This is a genomic window from Myxococcus sp. CA005, assembly GCF_006518205.1.
Lineage (GTDB): Bacteria > Myxococcota > Myxococcia > Myxococcales > Myxococcaceae > Myxococcus > Myxococcus xanthus.
The window spans coordinates 31,750-49,534 of record NZ_SRLV01000024.1 but is presented as its reverse complement, the minus strand read 5'-3'; the positions used below and the strand labels follow the sequence as shown (position 1 = coordinate 49,534).

The following is a 17,785-nucleotide window of genomic DNA, read 5'->3' as shown; positions in this document are numbered from 1 at the left end:
CCAGGGCGTCGCGTGGGACTCAGGCCTTCGCGTCCATGCGCGGAGACGGCTCCGGCGCTGGGGATGCCGGTGCGGGGGCCGTCGCGGCCACGGGCTGCGCGGCGGCGGGAGTCCCCTCCTCCAGGGGCACGCTCTTGCGCAACACCGAAGCGGGGTGCTCGCTGGCGGCGCGGCGCGCCTCGCGCTCCTTGTAGCGGGGGATGGCGGGGGCCATGATTTCGCCGATGAGCCCCCGGTAGTCCATGCCGGCGCCCTGGGCGATGAGCACCAGGTCGCTCCAGCCCGGCGTCAGGCCCGGCAGCGGGTTGCACTCGATGAAGTAGATGCGCCCCTTGTCATCCATGCGGAAGTCGATGCGCGCGACGTCGCGGCATCCCAGCGCCATGAACGAGTTGCGCGCCGCCGTGCGCAGCCGCTCCAGCAGCGCGGGCTCCAGCTTCGCCGGCGCGTCGTAGCGGATGCGGTCCGTCCAATCGAGCTTGTGCTGGAAGCTGTAGACGGGGTTCTTCTCCTCCCGGTCCAGGAAGACGATCTCCATGGGCGGCAGGACGCGGGGACGCCGCTCGCCCAGCAGGCCCACGGTGAACTCACGGCCGCGGATGTACTCCTCGATGAGCGCGGGCTGCTGGTACTTGCCGGCAATCTCGCGCACCACCTCGCGCAGCTCCGCCTCGCTGTGGCAGACGCTCTTGGTGACGACGCCCTTGGAGCTGCCCTCCGCCACCGGCTTCACGATGAGCGGGAAGCTGGTGAACTCCTTGTTGAGGCGCTCCTTGCCCGTCGCCATGAGCTGGAAGTTGGGCGTGAGGATGCCAGCCTGCCGGACAATCTTCTTCGCCAGGCCCTTGTCCAGGGCGATGGACAGCGTGGCCGGGTCCGAGCCCGTGTACGGGATGTCCAGCAGCTCCAGCAGCGCCGGGACCTGGCTCTCTCGGTTGCGGCCCTTGAAGCCCTCCGCGATGTTGAACACCACGTCCAGCGGCGTGCTCGACAGCACCGAGGGAAGCTCGGCCGTGGCCTCCAGGTCGATGACCTCGTGGCCCCACGACGCAATCGCCTCGCGGATGGCCTGGAGCGTGTTCGGCGAGTCGTACTCGGCCTCGCTGTCCTCCACCGCCTCCGCCGTGGCCGTGGGCTTCACGCGCTTCACGTTGAAGCTGAAGCCCACGCGCAGCGGACCGCTCTTGCGCGCTGGCTTGCCCTGGCGACGCGACGAGTCCTTGATTTTGTACCGCTTCGCCGCGCTGGTGATGATGGAGTTGATGACCCCATCCAGGTGCAGGCCGTCCAGCTCCGCCGCCGCGTAGATGCCCGCGCCCGGCTCCAGGCTGGGGAGCGCGTTGATCTCCAGGAAGTACGGCACGCCGGCGTCACTGAGGCGCACGTCGATGCGGCCCAGGTCGCGGCAGTCGAGCGCCCGGTACACCTTTTGCGCCATCCGCCGGACGTCCTCCGCCGTGCGAGGCGGAATCTGCGCAGGGGCGCGCACGCTGACCGTGCCCTCCCGCGACGTCTTCAGCGCATAGTCGTAGATGGCGTACTTGCGGCCCTGCGTGACGGCCGGGTCGATGACGTACTCCACCGGGGAGAGCACGCCGTCGTAGTCATTGTCCACCGACTCCAGGAACGGCACGGCGAGGTCGCGGCCGGAGATGTACTCCTCCACCAGCACGCCGGACGGGTACTTCTCCAGCGCGGCGGCCACCTTGGCGCGAACCTCGTCCAGCGTCTCCGCGATGGAGTCCTGGCTGATGCCCTTGGACGAGCCCTCGAAGTTGGGCTTCACGATGACAGGGAAGCGCAGGTTCTCCGCGGACAGCTCGCTGAGCTTCTCCACGTACTGCCAGCCGGGCGTGCGGATGCCCTGCTTGGACAGCACCAGCTTGGTGAGCTGCTTGTCGAGCGTCACCGCCAGCGCGTACGCGTCCGAGCCCGTGTACGGGAAGCCCAGCTCGTCGAAGAGGGCCGGATAGAAGGCCTCGCGGAAGCGGCCGCGGCGGCCCTCGGCGGTGTTGAAGATGAGGTCCGGGCTGTAGGCCTCCAGCCGCGCCACGGTGCGCGAGGCCGGGCCGCTCACCTCGAAGCGCTCCAGCCGGTGGCCGATGCGCTCGATGGCCGCCGCGAGCGCGTTGACCGTCTCCTGCGTGTCGAACTCCGCCTCTTCTTCCAAATCAGACAGCCTGAGGTTGTGGGTCAGCGCGATGCGCATGGGTACCCCCTTCGCTTCCTGAACGACGAGCGTCCACGGCGCACCTTCGCCGCGGACATGAGCCTGCCGGAGGCGCGCTCATGCGCGACCGGCGTGCGAGCTGCAACGGTTACGCCCGCGACGACCTTCCCGTCGACCACCTGCGTCTGCGCCCAGGTGTCGCCCAGCCGCCAGCCCAGCGGATCCCTCAGCACGCACCATGCCTCCACGCTGCCGATGACAATGAGCCCCGCGGCCGCGGCCACCGTCCCATGCGGCGCGGGCATCATTCCCAGCAGCACGATGAGCGCCAGCGGCGCGTTGCGCAGGGTGCTGTCGCGGTGCCGCGCCGCCGAGCGCGTGGGCAGATGCATCACCTTCACGCCGAAGATGCGCTTGCCCACGCTCTGGCCCTGGAGCATCCCATCCGCCAGCAGCAGGAACAGCAGCGCCACCACCGCGCCCGCCGCCCCTCCCACGACGTACAGGCCCCACGCCACCGACACGTCCACCGCCCGCGCGCCGCCGCGCAGCCAGAGCGAGGCCTTGGGATAGGGCGAATCGGGTTGCGCGTCTCCGGACACCAACCGCAAGGCGCGGCCACCCCCTTGCCGGCTTGCCGCCATGAACACGCGGCTTCGCGGGGTGCTCACTCCTCCGGCTCCAGCGTGAGTCCTTCCTCGCGCGGCTCGGGCTCATCCAGCCCCGCCAGACGCGCGAGCCGTTCGTGGGCGCTCAAAGGAGAAATCATGGGCGCGGCCCACTCGACGTGCTCGCGCGTGTACTCGGCCGCGAGCGCCGCGGTGGGGCTGCCCGTCTCCGACATTCGCATCAGCCGCCCGCGCGCCGCGTCTTCATCATGCTGGGCGGGGCTGCCCTGGCGCGTGAAGAGGACGAAGGCCATGGCCGGGCGCTTGGAGGACTCGCGCATCGCGAACTGGATGCCGTCGAGGTTCCAGCCCTTGGCCGCCCACTCGTTGAGGGTGCGCTCCAGGGAGCCCTCGTCCACCGTGGACAGCTCGACCACTTTGTACTGCAAGGGTCCTGGGGGGGTGACACGGGCCGCGCGACCGGCGCCGGACCGCTTCTTCGCGGTGGACCGGCGTTGGGGCGGGGGCTTCTGGGACTTTCGTCCAGGCCGCTTTTTGGTTGGCATCGTGCGACGCACATTTGGACGCAACGCGCGCGGCGGATCAAGACTCAACCCGCCGCGGGTCCGCCCGGCTGTTGCCTACAGGAGCTTCGCCGCCTCCAGGGCGTGGTAGGTGATGATGAGGTCGGAGCCGGCGCGCTTCATGGACGTGAGCGTCTCCAGCATCACCCGCTCGTAGTCAATCCACCCGTTCTGCCCGGCGGCCTTGAGCATCGAGTACTCGCCGGACACGTTGTAGGAGACGACGGGCAGCTCCCAGCGCTCGCGCACGGCGCGGATGACGTCCAGGTAGGCCAGCGCGGGCTTGACCATGATCATGTCCGCGCCCTCCTCCACGTCCAGGGCCACTTCCTTGAGGGCCTCGCGGACGTTGCCGGGGTCCATCTGGTAGCCCCGGCGGTCACCGGAGGTGGGCGTGTTCTGGGCGGCCTCGCGGAACGGCCCGTAGTAGCCGGACGCGAACTTGGCCGAGTACGCCATGATGGGCAGCTCGCCGAAGCCCGTCTCGTCCAGGGCGGCGCGGATGGCGGCCACGCGGCCATCCATCATGTCCGACGGAGCGATGATGTCCGCGCCCGCCTTGGCGCAGCTCACGGACATCTTCGCCAGCAGCGCCAGCGTGGCGTCATTGACGACGTGGCCGCCTTCCAACACGCCGCAGTGGCCGTGGTCGGTGAACTCGCACAGGCAGACGTCGACGATGACCTGGAGGTCCGGCTCGGCCGCCTTGATCTCCTGAATGGCGCGCTGGACGATGCCGTCGTCGGCGTAGGCCTGGGTGCCGCGGGCGTCCTTGTGGTTGGGGATGCCGAACAGGAGGACGGCGGGCACGCCCAGCTTCCGGGCGTGCCTGGCCTCGGCGACGACGTGCTCCAGCGACAGGTTGAAGATCCCCGGCATGGAGACGATGGGACGGCGCACGTCCCGGCCTTCCACGACGAAGAGGGGGTAGATGAAGTCGCCCGGGTCGAGGCGCGTCTCGCGCACCATGTCACGCAGGACGGCGTTGCGGCGCAGGCGGCGGGGTCGGTGGATGGGATAGGCCATGGCGGTCGCCGGTATAAACCGGCGGCGCCGCACCTTCATCGTTTTGCGCCCCCGGCCCGCCTGCTCAGCCTGCGACGAGCCTCCAGCTCTTCTGATGGTTCCGAGCCTCCCGTGCGTGCCGCAGGGCGCGGCGCTCGGCGATGTCCGCTTCGTGCAGGGCGCGGGCGTAGCGCACGCGTGCCGCCTCCGTCCCGGTCGCCAGGTCCTTGTCGGCCTGCTCCAGCTCGCGGCGGGCATCCAGCAGCTGCTGTTCGATGCGGTCCTCGTACGTCATGTCTGGTGCTCCTCGTGGCTTGAGTGTGCCGCCGGCCGATGCATGGGCCGGACCGTGGAGCTCCAAAGAATCTGCAAGCCGCCAAGTCCCCGGAACAACGAGCTACCGCGGCGCGGCAGGCACCGCAGGCGTGCGAAGCGGCTTTCCCACGGGCGCGAACGGAGCGCCGCAGCGCGCGGCCAGGAGACCGTTCCGCCCGTCCCGACGACCGCCCGGCAACCTGACGCAATGGATGGACCGTCCAGTCGTCTACAGTCCCGACCGTGACAAACCAGGAACCCGCCATCGAAGTGAGGGGATTGAGGAAGACGTACCACCGGGCCTTCCGGAAGGGCGGCACCGAGGCCCTCCGAGGCATGGACCTGACGGTGCCGGAAGGAAGCGCCTTCGGCCTCATCGGCCCCAACGGTGCGGGCAAGACGACCTTCATCAAGAGCATCCTCGGCATCGTCCAGCCCACGGAGGGGTCCATCCGGGTACTGGGGGGCTCGCCCGAGGACCCGCGCATCCGCGCCCGCATCGGCTACCTGCCCGAGCGCCTGCACCTGCCCGGCACCTGGACGGCGCCCGCCTTCCTGGCGACGGTGACGCGGCTGAAGGGCCTCCCCGTGGACCCCGCGGTGAACCTGCGCCTCCTGGAGCGCGTGGGCCTGTCGGACGCGGTGGGCCGGCGCATTGGCGGGTACTCCAAGGGCATGCGTCAGCGGCTGGGCCTGGCCGCGGCGCTGGTGGGTACCCCTTCCCTGTTGGTGCTGGACGAGCCCACGGACGGAATCGACCCCATGGGGCGGATGGAAGTGCGGCGCATCCTCCAAGACGAGGTGCAGCGAGGCACGACGCTGTTCCTCAACTCCCACCTGCTGGCGGAGACCGAGCGTGTCTGTGACCGCGTCGCCATCCTCGCGGGAGGCCGCGTGGTGCGCGAGGGCCGGCTGGAGGACCTGGCGCGCGGCGGCGTCCGGTGGCTGGTGCGCTTCGCCCCGGGCGCCAACGCGGAGGCCCTGGTGACGGCAGGCTTCGTCCGAGGCGTCGCGGAGGGACAATACGTCGTCGAGGCGGAGGACCCGGCGGCGCTCAACCGGGCATTGGACCGGGCGCGCGCGGCGGGGGCGTTGATGGTGGAGCTGCGGCGTGACGGAACGGACCTGGAGTCGGTGCTGATGGGAACAGTGGAGGCCGCGGCGTGAAGCCCGTCCTGGGAATCGCGGGCTACGTGCTCCGTGAGGCGATGTCGCGCAAGTTCATCCTGGCGTTCATGGTGGGCATCACCCTGGTGCTGACCGTGGTGGCGCTGAGCTTGCGCATCGAAGTGGTGGACGGAGCGCTCGCGGCGTCTCGGCTGTTCGGCGAGGAGATTCGCTCGAGCATCCGCTCCGTCGACGTGGCCCTGCGGCCCGTGTACCAGGCCGCGGCGTTCCTGGTGTTCTACGGCGGCATCCTGTTCGGCATCGTCGCGTGCTCGGACTTCGCGCCGTCGCTGATGTCACCCGGGCGCATCGAGCACCTGCTGGCGCTGCCCATCCAGCGTTGGCACCTGCTGGCGGGGACGTTCCTGGGCGTGATGGTGCTGGCGCTGGGTGGGACGCTGTATGGGACGACGGGGCTGGTGCTCATCTTCGGCGTGAAGGCGGGGTACTGGACGGCGGGGCCGCTCATCGCCGGATTGCTGGCGTGCGTGGGATTCGCGGCGGTGTACGCGGTGATGCTGACGGCGGCGACGCTGGTGCGCAGCGCAGCGCTGTGCGCGGCCTCCGGCTTCGTCTTCCTGGTGGGAGGAATCATCGCGGGCTACCGGCAGCAGATGACGCCCTTCTTCGAGGAGGGATTTGGACGCGAAGCCTTCCGGGCGGTGACGCTGGTGTTGCCGCGGCTGTCCGCGCTGGCCGTGGCCGCGGGCGACATCGCCGCGTCCACGCCGCTGGAGGTGCGCTCGCTGGGCTTGCTGTTGCTCGGTGTGCTGGTGTTTGGATTCGGAGCCTTGGCGGTGGGGTTCTGGCGCTTCGAGGGAAAGGATTACTGACATGGACAACCGTGGACGCCGCCGGGTGTGGCTCGTCGTGGCGGCGATGCTGTTCGTGGTGGCCGCGGTGTTGATGTTCACCGGGCAGGGTGAAGAGCCCGCCATGGAGACGCCGAAGGTGGAATTCCCCCGGCGGATGCGGGCCCCCGAGCGGGAGCGCGCGGAGCGGCGCCGGACACACGTCATGCCCGTGCAGGTGGACGCGGGCACGCAGGAGCGCGCGCGTCCCAGGGACCCCCTGCTGGCCGCCCTGCCCCGCGGCGAGGGAAAGACGGCGGTGGTCATCGAGGCGAACGCACTGCGGCACTCGCCCATTGGTGAGCTGCTGCTGGACTGCCTGATGCGGGATGGCGGAAAGCGGCTGCAGGAGCTGCGGAACCTCAGTGGCGTGGACCCGCTCCAGGACCTGGACCGCCTGGTCATCACCGATGAAGGGATGATGCTGTCGGGCAACTTCGGCAACGCGAAGTTCAAGGAGCTGCTGGGCGAGCGCGTGTCCATGGACTACGGCGAAGGCGCCCGGGTGTACGAGCCGGGCGACATGACGGTGACGCGGCCGGATGGGAGCACGGCGCGTGGCCGAAGCGAGGCCGCGGTGGCGACGTGGAACAACGAGTTGCTGGTGATTGGCAAGTCGCCGGACGAGGTGAAGGCGGTGGTGGACCGGGTGGAGGGCCGCGGTCCGGACGAGCCCCCCGCCATCTCCGAGGGCAGCACCTACGGGGAGATGTATGGCGTGCTGTCCGTGGACCAGCTCGCGCGGCTGTTGCCCAAGGAGCAGGCGGAGCTGGCGGACCGCATCCGCCGGGTGGCCCAGAACGTGGAGCTCCACGTGGACGCGAGCGGCGATGTGGCGATGGTCGCCGAGGTCCGCGGCGCGAATGGCGACGAAGTCACGGACCTGGGCAAGACGCTGGGCGCCGCGCTGAGCATGGCGCGCATCAAGGCGCAGGCGGAGGGTGAGAAGGACCTGGCGCAGTTGCTCGACTTCGCCCGCGTCCAGCCGGATGGCACGTCCTTCAAGCTGGAGATGGCGGTGCCGCTCGACGTCATCAAGCAGCGACTGGCGTTCTGCAAGGAAGAGCGGAGCGCGGCGGAGGCGGCTGAGCGATAGGCCGGGAGTCGTTGCTTTCGCGCTGTCCATGACGCCCCCTGGCCTTCTCTGGCCCGGGGGCGTCATCGTTCCTGGAGTCAGGGCTGAAGCGACACGCCCGCGCCTTCCTGTTCGCGACGGCGCAGCTCCGCCGCAGCCTTCGCCGCGGTGAAGAGTGTGATGATGATATAGGCGCGGATGATGAGGGCGACGACGGGCACGCGCCCTCCCTCCGTGACGGTATCCACCACCGTGGTGAGCGCATCGGCGATGTACAGGATGCCGGCGAGGATGGGCGCCGCCCGGGTGCCCCGGTAGGTAAAGAAGCCAAGCACCGCGACCACCACGCCGAAGAGGATGGAGCCCAGCCCCATCCCCGCGGCCTCCAGGGCCTCGCTCTCCACCAGCAGCCCGATGACGCCGAGCAAGGTGTTCACCCCGGCCAGGAAGTAGAGCATGTTCGCCGCGCGCTTGACCTGCTGCGACGGGTCCGTGTCCGAGCCTGGAAGTGCCTCCCCGTCGCGCGACACCGCCAGGCCCGTGCGAAAGACGCCGCTCAGGAGCAGGACGTTCAGGGAACTCCCGTCAGGGAGCGTGAAGAACACGCCCCGCTTGAGCTCGGCCGCCCCACCGTTCAACGTTCCCACGACCTTTCCATCCAGGGTGACGGTGAACTGCTTCCACCCCCAGCCCCACGACAACTCCAAGCGAGGCGGGCCACCCGCCTCCAGTGCCAGCTTTTTCGACCCCACGTGAATCCCCCTCTGTCGACCCCAAACCGGGTCAGGGGGGCGAAGCTAGCTGTCCTATGAATGACATTGCAAAGTCACGGGCGATTTCAGGCGGCGCCGTGGCGAAGCCCCGGGGCCGGCTCAGCCTCGCAGGGCCACGCCGAGGCCGATGATGACCAGCATGGCCATGTGGAACCAGCCAACGTTGCGAGCGAGCACGGCCCATCCCTCCCCTGAGCCAGGAGCGGCACCGCGCCGGATGGCCGCCAGCTCCTGGTAGCCCAGCACGAGCCCCACGAGGCCCGGCACGAACCCGATGAACCCCACCGTGGCGAAGATGAGCGCCAGCGTGGCGCGTTTGGAGGGTTTCTCTCCCAGCGCGACGGTGTGGCAGTGAAGGCAGAGCATGCGCCCCACCTGCCACCTGCGGCAGCCTTCACACAAGAAGGTGCCGCAGCGGCTGCACGTCCCCTCCGCGGGCCGCTCGGGATGAAGGGGGCACAGCGCGACCGTCGCATCCATGCCCGTTCTCTATCACGCCCCGGGACAGAGACAGTCCTCGCGGCGGGCTTTCCCTGAAGAATTACACCCCACAATGACAGGCACTAATAGGACGGGCCCTCACTAGGGCTCGGTCGCGACATCCACTCCCCTCCCCTGGCGCGCCCCAGCCGATTGTTTGATATATCGTTGCGCGCTGCCGCTCTCAATTCCATGCGAGCACAGCCTCCTCAAGGGAGAATCCACATGCGCATCGTTTCGAAAGGGGCCCGTGGCCTTTCCGCACTGCTTGGCGCGGCGGCCCTGGCATCCATCGGTTGTGGTGATGTCCCGGACGCGTCGGAGAGCTCCCAGGCCGAGCTCCTGCAGACAAGCGCGCCTCTGGATTGCCTCTCCTCCATCAAACCGGAGCGGGAGCTGCTCATCCAGGATGCGACCGTGCTGAATGACCCGGTGCGTACGGCCTGGTCCGGAGCGATGCCCATGGTGCGCGGGGCCGCGGACGGCGCGTGGAGCTTCGGCCGACGACTGGCGGAGATGAGCGGAGACGTCGCGCCCTCCGAGTTCGTCCGCGACAGGCTCCAGCGGGGTGCGGAACAGGACGCGGTCGCCCGCACGCTCGTGCCCCAGCTCCTCGAAGCGTGGCCCCGACTCGCGGATGGCACCCTGGACATGACGAAGGCACCGATGCGGCTGAAGGCCATCGTCAACCACGTGGACACCCACAATTCGGACCGGCACAGCGCTGGCGAGGGCCACCTGGTCTTCGATGCAATCGATGCGGACGGCAAGCCACTGCCCCTCACCGCCACCCTCGTGTACGACCTGCATGCATCCAAGCCCTCGGACGCGCTCCACTGGGCCCGGCAATGGCATGCACTCGCCACGCAGACTCCGGGTACGGAGGCATTCAACACCACCCTCCAGGCCGTCACCGACCGATTCACCGCCGCCCCAGGCCGGCTCCAGGTGAGCACGACGGAATCGGTCCTCGACTCAGCGCGCTCGAAATCCACCGACGCGCGGCGCCTCGCGAAGGACTTCGGAAACCTGCTGTGCACCGATAGCGCAGCCCCTACCGTGACGCTCCTCTCGCCGAGCCCGGACAGTGCCGTGCGCGGCACCATCACCCTGACGGCGAGCGCCTACGATGACGTCGGCGTCACGCGCGTGGACTTCTTCTCAGGGTCCACCCTCATCGCCTCCGACGCCCAGCCCCCTTTCATCGTGGACTGGGACACGACGACGTCCCCCTCCGGCACCCGGGCGCTGACAGCCCAGGCCTTCGACGCGGACGGCAACATGGGCATCTCCGACCCGGTGAGCGTCATGGTGGACAACTTCGCTCCCATCATTCTTTCGGGCACGCCCCAGTACAACCCGCAGACCCTGAACTATGTGCGCGGCAACATCACCGTGGGCTGGACCGTGACGGACCAGTCCCTCTCAGGCGTGGTCCTGGCCGAGTTCTTCCAGGAGGGGTACCTCAAGGGCTCGCTGACGAGCCCCACCAGCCTTGGGTACACCTTCCCGTGGGACACGCGGGTGCTGGCCAATCGATCCTACAGCCTGACCCTGCGCGCGACTGACAGGGCAGGCAATGTCGCGACGCACACCCGTTCGCTGATCGTCGACAACGCGCCGCCCACGTCCGTCCTGACCGCACCGGCCAACGGAGACGTCGTCAGTGGTGTCGTCACGCTGGCGGCCAATGCGAGTGACAGCCAATCGCTCTACTACGTCGCCTTCGAGATCGACGGTGTCATCCAGACACCCTATTCGACCACCGCGCCCTTCACCCGTACGTGGGACACGACGGGCAAGTCCGGCACGCACGTCATTGTCGCCATCGCGTATGACCGCGTGGGCAACAGCCAACGCAGCAACGCAGTGACGGTCACCGTTCCGTGAGCCACAGGCGGGCACTGACGCCCCGGTAGCCCCCCGGGTCTCACCTTGTCCGGGTGCCCCGTCGAAGGGCCGCGCCAGACCTGCTGGCGCGGCCTCTCTCCGCAACCGTCCGGCGAATGACGTGGCGTGAGATGTTGAAGACGGTTGGGTGCCGTGCTCGGCGAGCGTTGCAAAAGGACTGGGCGAGAAGGCGTGGTCCGGCGCGAGCTTCCGGGGTTCAAGCGTTCTACGCGGTCGGCTCGGGCGGTGCGCGGCTCCAGGGTGCGGCTGCGCTCCGACATCGCGCTCTCGCCCAGCGCCGTGGTGTCTCCGGTCTTCACCTGCCGCACCTGGTGAAAGATGGTGCCGCGATGCTTCCGGCGCGGGGGAAGAAATACGGATGCTGCCAGGTGGGGCGCTTGGGCGACGCCCGCTGCCATGCCCAGGCAGGACTGAGCCCGATTTGCAGGGACTGCTTGCTATCCCACCTGCCGTCCGTGCCAGTCTGGCCGGATGAACCGCGTCCTCCTGCTGGCCGGACTGTTGAGCCTCGTTGCGTGCAAGGGCTCCAACGAGCCAAACACCAACACCGGAGGCCCTAACAACCCAGGGGAGCCCGGTGGGCCCGGGGGGAACCTGGGCGCCGCGTGCGTGGTGCAGTCGGTGCTCGCCGAGCGCTGCGCCAGCTGTCACGGCGCGCTGCCGACCCAGGGGGCGACGATGCCGCTGCGCACCCTGCACGACATGCGGGTGAGTTCGGTGATGGATGGAGGGCTCAGCAACGCCCAGCGCGCGCTCATCCGCATGCGCGACGACGCATCTCCGATGCCGCCGGCCCCGCATGAGCGCGCGAGCGCAGCCGACCTCGCCGCGCTCGAGACCTGGATCGGGGAGGGGATGCCCCTCTGCAGTGGCACGGGCGGCCCGCCCGTAACCGTGGTGCCCGAGCCCAACCTGCTCGATCAGTCTGCGCTCTTCAGCTGCACCGAAGGCGTGCGCTCGGATGCGCCGACGCGCATCCGCCGCTTGAACCGGCGCGAGTTCACCCGCAACGTCGGTGGCTCGGTCGAGCGCAGCTGGACCGGGTTCAGCTTCTACGACAACCCGCTCGATCCCAGCGCCATCGAGCAGTACAGCTCCTGGGCCACGGACGAGACGCTGGACGAGGCCACGGTGGAGCTCTTCCTGCCGGTGGTCGGCGAGGCCGCCGCGCCGTGGACGATGAACTACCCGGACGGAAACCGGATGGAGCGTGTCTACACCAACAGCCGCTTCAGGTGCATGTTCGACGACGCGAACCCGAGCGACTCCTGCAAGCGCTTCCACCTCGGCCAGATGCTCGAGTTCGGCGTCTTCTTCCGCCCGCCCACCGAGGATGAGCTCACCCGCATCACCGCCTTCGCGACCGAGGTCATCGCGCAGGAGCCGAGCTACTCCTCGCGAAACCGCGCGGACTCCATCACGCGGATCTCCAACGCCGCGTGGATGATGACCGGCGCCATGTTCCGCCGCGAGATGGGCGCCGAGCCGGCCGACGGTCGCGTGGAGCTGACCAGCCTCGAGCTGGGCTCGCAGCTGGCCTACGCGCTGGCGGGGCGCGCGCCCTCAGCCACGCCAAGCTTCGTGTGGCCCTACTTCTCCGCGCCCCTCGAGGGGCATCTGGCGGACGTTGCCACCGCCGCGAAGGATGGATCGCTCACGCAGGATGCGACGACCACCGCCCTGATCGAGAAGTACCTGGGCGGCGTCGACGCCCACCAGAACGGGACACCGCGCTTCGATCTGGTGCAGGACTACAACGAGGAGCAGCGCTCCAAGCGCGGGCAGTACTGGCTGGGTGACGGCGTCGCGGGCTTCTTCCGCGAGTGGCTCGGCTACGGGCACGTGGCCGCGGTGTTCAAGGAGTCCCCCGCGGCGACCTCGCGCTTCGAGCTCGAGGGGCTCGGCTACATCAGCTCGGTCTCATACGAGAACCTGCTCACCAACTTCCATCCGCTGGAGCCGACCTTCATCCAGCAGTTCGACGATCTGATCGCGCGGGTGGTCGTCGAGGATAAAGACGTGCTGGCGAACCTGCTCACCACGCGCACCTTCTACGTGCCCTCCATGCAGCACGCGGCGTACGACTCGCACAAGGGCCTCTCGCACCCCTACAACGTCAGCGAGATTCTCCCGGCGACCGTCGCGGGCCGCTGGAAGACGCTGCCTGCCACCGAGCGCGCGGGCGTGCTGACCCACCCGGTGTGGCTGGCCGCGCACGGCGGCAACTTCGAGGACGACCCGTCCATCGTCCACCGCGGCAAGTGGGTGCGCGAGAACCTTCTGTGCGGCTTCGTCCCACCGCTCAGCAGCGTGCAGGTGGCAGCCCAGGTCGGCGCTCACGCTGCCGACAAGAACGCGCGCCGCCGCCTGCAGGAGGCGACGGCCGGATCGCAGTGTCAGAGCTGTCACCGCCTGATGGAGCCGCTCGGCCTGCCCTTCGAGATCTACAACCACGCGGGCTTCCTGCGCGCGCGGGATCACTCGACCAGCGGAGGCTGGACCACGCCGGACGGAAGCTCGACGCTCACGTCGATGCCGGACCCCGCGCTGGACGGCCCGGTGCGCGACGCAGTGGAGTTGAGCGAGCGCCTGGCTGCCTCGCGGCACGTGAAACGCTGCTTCCTGCGACAGGCCTTCCGCTACTTCATGGGCCGCCCGGAGAACGCGAGCGACGCATGTACGCTGACGCAGATGGAGCAGGCCTATGACCAGAACAACGGCTCGTTCTCCAAGATGCTGACCACGCTGATGACCAGCGACACCTGGAAGACGCGGCGTGTGCCGCAGGCTGGAGAGTGACCGCCATGTTCTCGCGACGAACCGTCCTGAAGGGCATGGCCGCCGGCCTCTTCGCACCCTACTTCCACGACGTCTACGCCCAGTCGTCAGCGTTGCCGGCGCGCCTGGTGCTGGTCCTCGAGTGCAATGGCGTCTACCCCCGCGCGCTCCTGAGCACGGGCACCCGCGCGGCGCTGGGGGGGCGAGCCAACACCTCCGACCGCATCTTCTGGGACGCGTACAAGGACACGCCGATGGTGCGCGAGGGCGACAATCTCGCCAGCGCGATCAGTCTCGGGCCGCTGGCGGCGTCTTCCGGCAACATCGACCTGGTGAACCGCTCCGCCGTGCTGCTGGGGCTCTCGAACCTCATCGCGGGCGGCGGGCACTCCAGCGGGACGGGCGGGCTGAGCTGCGCGGTGAACGGCGCGGGCGCGACCTTCGACGCGGTGATCGCACCTCGCCTGCGCCGGGGTGCACCGTTCGACGTGCTGCGCCTGGGCACCAGCTCCGCGCGCGTGTCGATCGTGTACGAGACCTGCGCGCTCGGACCCCGCAAGCCCGCGGGCATCATCGTCAACCCGTCGCTCGCGTTCGACAGCACCTTCGGCTCGCTGCTCGGTGGCTCGACGAACGGGCGCGATCGCAAGATGCTCTTCGACTTCGCGCTGGCCGACTCGCGGAAGGCACTGGCGGAGTTCAGCGGCAACTCCAACGAGCGGCTGAAACTGGAGCGCTACGTCTCCTCGCTCGAGTCGCTGCGCACGCGGGAGGATCAGCTCGAAGGCATGGCGGACCGCGTGCGGCCCTACCTGCCACCGGCGCCGAAGGACAACCCGCTCATCACCGGCGCGGGCTCACCGCCCGACTCGCTGAAGTGGTTCGAGGCGCAGTTCCAGATCGCCACGGCGTCCCTCCTGGGCGGGCTGACGAACACGGTGGTGCTGGCGACGGGTACCTCGGGCTTCGACGTGGCCTACGGCCCGGACGTGACCGACATCCCGCGACACAGCCTGCAGCACGGCCTGGATGCGGGGCAGAACTGGGATCGCGTCGCCGAGGTCACCCGCCGTCACGTGCAACTGGTGGCGAACCTGGCGAGGACGCTGGCCACCACGCCCGAGGTCGGCGCGAGCGGCTCGATGTTGGATCACACCGCGATCGTCTTCATGTCCGACAACGGCGAGCAGCACCACTCGACCTCGCGTGAGTGGCCGAAGCTCGTGGTGGGCGGCAACGCGCTGGGCCTGAAGACCGACGGACGCACGGTCGTGTACCCAAAGTACGACGCGGCCCGGAACCGGCAGGTCTCGAACCTCTTCAACACGCTCGGCCACGCGTTCGGAGACGCGGACTTCAACACCTTCGGGCAGGAGGGCAGCACGCGCATCGCGCCGGGACCGCTGAGCGAGCTGTATGGCTGAGCCGTGAGAGCGGGCTGGGCGGGTTCCACGTCATTTTTGGCAGGCATGTCTCGCTGGTGCCACTCCTGGGCCGGCGGTGCTCCCCGCCGTGCGCTGGCCTCGGCATTGAGGGGGCTCGCGAAGTCCCGCGCCCTTGCGTGCGGATGGCCACACCTCACGCAGCCGAACACGTCGAAGTCGAACGTCCTCCTGCCCTTCTGTAAGCTGCCCCGGGACACGCTGCGACAGCGCTGCGGGGCATCATCGGCGCGCGCGGTGGCCATCTCCCGCGAGATGCTCCGGGGCGCCCTCCCGGAGAGCACCGCCGCCGCGACACTGGCCTCGCCCGTCGTCTCCTGGCTGTCCTCGAAGAAGTAGCGCGAGGGCGCGCGCGTGCATCATCGCCGTCGATGTGATGCAGTCGCGCGGTGCTCGAAAGCGTCACCATCGACCAGCTCCGCACGCTCCGCGCGGTGGCCGAGGAGGGAAGCTTCTCCGCGGCGGCCCGGAAGCTCGGCCAGGGGCAGCCCGCCGTCAGTCAAGCCATGCAGCGGCTGGAGAAGCAGCTCGGCCTGCGGCTCTTCGACCGGAGCGGGCGCGTCCCGCGTCTGACGGCGAAGGGAGAAGCCGTCGTCGCGGCGGCGCAGCGACTCCACGAGGACATCGCCTCGTTCCAGGCGGTGGTGGGCCGGCTCAAGAGCGGCGAGGAGACGAAGCTGGCGCTGGTGGTGGACGCCATGTTCCCCACCGACGCACTGCTGGACTTCGTGCGGGAGCTGGCGCGCACGCACCCGGGTGTGGAGCTGGCGCTGGAGGTGGAGCTGCTGTCCGCGGTGACGGAGCGCGTGCGCGAGCGGCGCGCGACGCTGGGCATCGCCGGCGCGGACCTGGACCTCACCGGCCTGGAGCAGCGCCCCATCGCGCTCCTCAAGATGATTCCCGTCGCCGCGCCCTCGCATCCGCTCGCGGCGGTGAAGGGCGTCCTCACGGAGGCGCACCTCGCCTCCGCCATCCAAATCGTCCTGAGCGAGCGACTGCCGGAGGGCAAGACGGGCACGGCGGACCGGGGCGTCATCGGCTCGCGCCTCTGGCGTGTCGCGGACCTGATGACCAAGCACTCACTCCTCGTCGGCGGTATCGGCTGGGGCCTCGAGCCCGAGCACCTCGTCCGCGACGACCTCGCCGCAGGACGGCTGGTGGCGCTGCGACTGGCGGCCTGGGAGGGGGGGCCCCCACCCCAGCGCCCGCTCGCCCTGGTGCGCCGCAAGGGCACGCCGCTGGGCCCGGTGGCGACGTGGGCCTCGAACCGGCTCACCTCGCTGTGCCAGCTCGCGCTCGGGGGCGCGGACCATCACACGACGTGATGAAAAGCATCACGACCTGGAGCGATTTACAGACGGGGCTCGGCTCTTAGGTTTGGAACCATGAGCACCACGACCCAAGTCAGCGTTCCCACTTCTCCTCGAACCACTTCCCGCCCCCGCACCCTGGAAAGTGTCCATGGTGGCGGCGAGCTGCACTGGGTGGGTGACGGCTTCCGCGTCCACACCCTCGTGCCGAGCGGCGGCCTGCGCCAGGAGCGGACCAGTCCGTTCCTGCTGCTCGACTACCATCCGCCCCATGACTACCCCGCGCTGGCGAAGGGCCAGCGGGGCGTCGGCTGGCATCCGCACCGTGGCTTCGAGACGGTGACGCTCGCGTTCGAGGGTCACGTCGCGCACCGCGACAACGCGGGCCACTCCGGCGTCATCAGTCCCGGGGACGTGCAGTGGATGACGGCGGCGTCCGGCATCCTCCACGAGGAGTACCACGAGCACGACTTCTCCCGGCGCGGGGGCACGTTCCACATGCTCCAGCTCTGGGTGAACCTGCCTCGCCAGCACAAGATGTCCGCTCCGGGCTACCAGCCCATCACGAAGGAGCAGATTCCGGTGGTCCCCGTTCAAGGAGGCGGGGAGGCCACGGAGCACAGCCGGGTGCGCATCATCGCCGGGAGCTACGGTGACGCGAAGGGGCCCGCCAGGACCTTCACGCCCATCTCCATGCTCGACGTGAAGGTGCGCGCGGGCGAGGACTTCAACCTGTCGCTGCCCTCGAACCACAACGCCCTGGTGCTCGTCGCCAACGGCCGCGTGACGGTGGACGCGGAGAGCATCCGGAGCGGTGAACTCGCGGTGTTCGCCAACGACGGGGAGACCCTCTCCCTCCGGGCCGAAGAGGACACGCACTTCATCGTCCTCGCGGGCGAGCCCATCCACGAGCCCATCGCCCACACCGGGCCGTTCGTGATGAACAACCACCGGGAGATCATCCAGGCCATCCACGACTTCGAGTCGGGCGCCTTCGGTGGGATTCCCGAGTAACGGGGCGCGCGGCAGCTGACGTCGCGCAAGGTGTGCTGGCGCCTCCGGGACACACCGTCCCGGGGGCGTCAACGTATCGGCGGGATAGAGGCCCTGTTGAGGGTGAGGGCTGGAGCGGAGGGGCCGAGGAGGGCCGCTGACGGGGCCTCCCGAGCGATGCTCCCGGCCGGTGGACAGACCGCTTGAACCCCCTTGGGGTACACGCCTGCCCAGGCCGCGCTCCCATCAGGTGCGTGGCAGGGGCCGCCGGCCCGGTGGCTGTCTTGCGCCTCAACACCACGCGGCCTGGGGTGGCCCTCGTG

16 protein-coding genes are annotated in these 17,785 nt (G+C 69.3%); 9 read left to right on the top strand and 7 right to left on the bottom strand.

All coding sequences use genetic code 11. From position 1 onward, the window contains the following. Positions 1–19 precede the first annotated feature (19 nt). The 5 genes from FMQ63_RS13265 to FMQ63_RS13245 form a co-directional block, all read right to left on the bottom strand. Positions 20–2,209 (bottom strand): ATP-grasp domain-containing protein, encoded by a 2,190-nt coding sequence (locus FMQ63_RS13265; RefSeq protein ID WP_011554103.1) that lies wholly within the window; start codon positions 2,207–2,209, stop codon positions 20–22. Further along, positions 2,194–2,841 carry an RDD family protein gene (locus tag FMQ63_RS13260; protein ID WP_011554104.1) on the bottom strand — a complete coding sequence of 216 codons (648 nt, stop codon included), beginning with the start codon at positions 2,839–2,841 and terminating at the stop codon, positions 2,194–2,196. Before FMQ63_RS13260 ends, FMQ63_RS13265 begins: the two co-directional genes overlap by 16 nt. Then, on the bottom strand, positions 2,838–3,227 hold the full coding sequence (locus FMQ63_RS13255) for a hypothetical protein (protein ID WP_225909302.1): 390 nt from the start codon (positions 3,225–3,227) through the stop codon (positions 2,838–2,840). The genes FMQ63_RS13260 and FMQ63_RS13255 overlap by 4 nt, the downstream gene beginning before the upstream one ends. A 192-nt stretch (positions 3,228–3,419) precedes the next feature. Next, a complete protein-coding gene (gene hemB / locus FMQ63_RS13250; protein WP_225909303.1) occupies positions 3,420–4,388 on the bottom strand; it encodes a porphobilinogen synthase in 969 nt (322 codons plus the stop codon). Positions 4,389–4,452: 64 nt separating this feature from the next. Continuing rightward, the gene (locus FMQ63_RS13245) at positions 4,453–4,662 is read right to left on the bottom strand and encodes a hypothetical protein (RefSeq protein WP_043613047.1); all 210 of its coding nucleotides are present in this window, start codon (positions 4,660–4,662) and stop codon (positions 4,453–4,455) included. A gap of 299 nt (positions 4,663–4,961) precedes the next feature. On the opposite strand from FMQ63_RS13245, the gene FMQ63_RS13240 reads away from it, so the two are divergent. The 3 genes from FMQ63_RS13240 to FMQ63_RS13230 are packed head-to-tail and all read left to right on the top strand — an operon-like array spanning position 4,962 to position 7,796. Beyond that, the gene (locus FMQ63_RS13240; RefSeq protein WP_020478330.1) at positions 4,962–5,849 is read left to right on the top strand and encodes an ABC transporter ATP-binding protein; all 888 of its coding nucleotides are present in this window, start codon (positions 4,962–4,964) and stop codon (positions 5,847–5,849) included. After that, the gene (locus tag FMQ63_RS13235; protein ID WP_011554109.1) at positions 5,846–6,682 is read left to right on the top strand and encodes an ABC transporter permease subunit; all 837 of its coding nucleotides are present in this window, start codon (positions 5,846–5,848) and stop codon (positions 6,680–6,682) included. Before FMQ63_RS13240 ends, FMQ63_RS13235 begins: the two co-directional genes overlap by 4 nt. Before the next feature lies 1 nt (position 6,683). Further along, positions 6,684–7,796, top strand: a complete 1,113-nt coding sequence (locus FMQ63_RS13230; protein ID WP_011554110.1) for a hypothetical protein — start codon at positions 6,684–6,686, stop codon at positions 7,794–7,796. A gap of 77 nt (positions 7,797–7,873) precedes the next feature. On the opposite strand, the gene FMQ63_RS13225 is transcribed toward FMQ63_RS13230, so the two are convergent. Together FMQ63_RS13225 and FMQ63_RS13220 are read right to left on the bottom strand one after the other, a co-directional pair. Then, positions 7,874–8,527 carry a hypothetical protein gene (locus FMQ63_RS13225; RefSeq protein ID WP_011554111.1) on the bottom strand — a complete coding sequence of 218 codons (654 nt, stop codon included), beginning with the start codon at positions 8,525–8,527 and terminating at the stop codon, positions 7,874–7,876. A 120-nt stretch (positions 8,528–8,647) separates the two neighbouring features. After that, positions 8,648–9,028, bottom strand: coding sequence for a DUF4190 domain-containing protein (locus tag FMQ63_RS13220; protein ID WP_011554112.1), 381 nt, complete (start codon positions 9,026–9,028; stop codon positions 8,648–8,650). Between the two features lie 225 nt (positions 9,029–9,253). Between FMQ63_RS13220 and FMQ63_RS13215 the strand changes: the two genes are divergently transcribed. From FMQ63_RS13215 to FMQ63_RS13190, 6 genes are all read left to right on the top strand, one after another. Continuing rightward, entirely contained in the window at positions 9,254–10,918 is a 1,665-nt protein-coding gene (locus tag FMQ63_RS13215) for an Ig-like domain-containing protein (protein WP_011554113.1), read from the top strand. 492 nt (positions 10,919–11,410) lie between these two features. Further along, on the top strand, positions 11,411–13,738 hold the full coding sequence (locus FMQ63_RS13210; RefSeq protein WP_011554114.1) for a DUF1588 domain-containing protein: 2,328 nt from the start codon (positions 11,411–11,413) through the stop codon (positions 13,736–13,738). Between the two features lie 5 nt (positions 13,739–13,743). Further along, positions 13,744–15,141, top strand: a complete 1,398-nt coding sequence (locus FMQ63_RS13205; protein WP_026114235.1) for a DUF1552 domain-containing protein — start codon at positions 13,744–13,746, stop codon at positions 15,139–15,141. Between the two features lie 45 nt (positions 15,142–15,186). Next, a complete protein-coding gene (locus FMQ63_RS13200) occupies positions 15,187–15,498 on the top strand; it encodes a hypothetical protein (RefSeq protein WP_225909304.1) in 312 nt (103 codons plus the stop codon). A gap of 50 nt (positions 15,499–15,548) precedes the next feature. Then, a complete protein-coding gene (locus FMQ63_RS13195) occupies positions 15,549–16,484 on the top strand; it encodes a LysR family transcriptional regulator (RefSeq protein WP_011554116.1) in 936 nt (311 codons plus the stop codon). A 60-nt stretch (positions 16,485–16,544) separates the two neighbouring features. Next, the gene (locus FMQ63_RS13190; protein WP_011554117.1) at positions 16,545–17,483 is read left to right on the top strand and encodes a pirin family protein; all 939 of its coding nucleotides are present in this window, start codon (positions 16,545–16,547) and stop codon (positions 17,481–17,483) included. Positions 17,484–17,785: the final 302 nt, after the last annotated feature.

What these genes read in the sequence shown, in the direction of transcription:
- FMQ63_RS13200 (WP_225909304.1), top strand. Translation starts at nt 15,187, where the DNA reads ATGTCTCGCTGGTGCCACTCCTGGGCCGGCGGTGCTCCCCGCCGTGCG.
- FMQ63_RS13210 (WP_011554114.1), top strand. Translation starts at nt 11,411, where the DNA reads ATGAACCGCGTCCTCCTGCTGGCCGGACTGTTGAGCCTCGTTGCGTGC.
- FMQ63_RS13205 (WP_026114235.1), top strand. Translation starts at nt 13,744, where the DNA reads ATGTTCTCGCGACGAACCGTCCTGAAGGGCATGGCCGCCGGCCTCTTC.
- FMQ63_RS13230 (WP_011554110.1), top strand. Translation starts at nt 6,684, where the DNA reads ATGGACAACCGTGGACGCCGCCGGGTGTGGCTCGTCGTGGCGGCGATG.
- FMQ63_RS13265 (WP_011554103.1), bottom strand. Translation starts at nt 2,209, where the DNA reads ATGCGCATCGCGCTGACCCACAACCTCAGGCTGTCTGATTTGGAAGAA.
- FMQ63_RS13220 (WP_011554112.1), bottom strand. Translation starts at nt 9,028, where the DNA reads ATGGATGCGACGGTCGCGCTGTGCCCCCTTCATCCCGAGCGGCCCGCG.
- FMQ63_RS13190 (WP_011554117.1), top strand. Translation starts at nt 16,545, where the DNA reads ATGAGCACCACGACCCAAGTCAGCGTTCCCACTTCTCCTCGAACCACT.
- FMQ63_RS13215 (WP_011554113.1), top strand. Translation starts at nt 9,254, where the DNA reads ATGCGCATCGTTTCGAAAGGGGCCCGTGGCCTTTCCGCACTGCTTGGC.
- FMQ63_RS13245 (WP_043613047.1), bottom strand. Translation starts at nt 4,662, where the DNA reads ATGACGTACGAGGACCGCATCGAACAGCAGCTGCTGGATGCCCGCCGC.
- hemB (WP_225909303.1), bottom strand. Translation starts at nt 4,388, where the DNA reads ATGGCCTATCCCATCCACCGACCCCGCCGCCTGCGCCGCAACGCCGTC.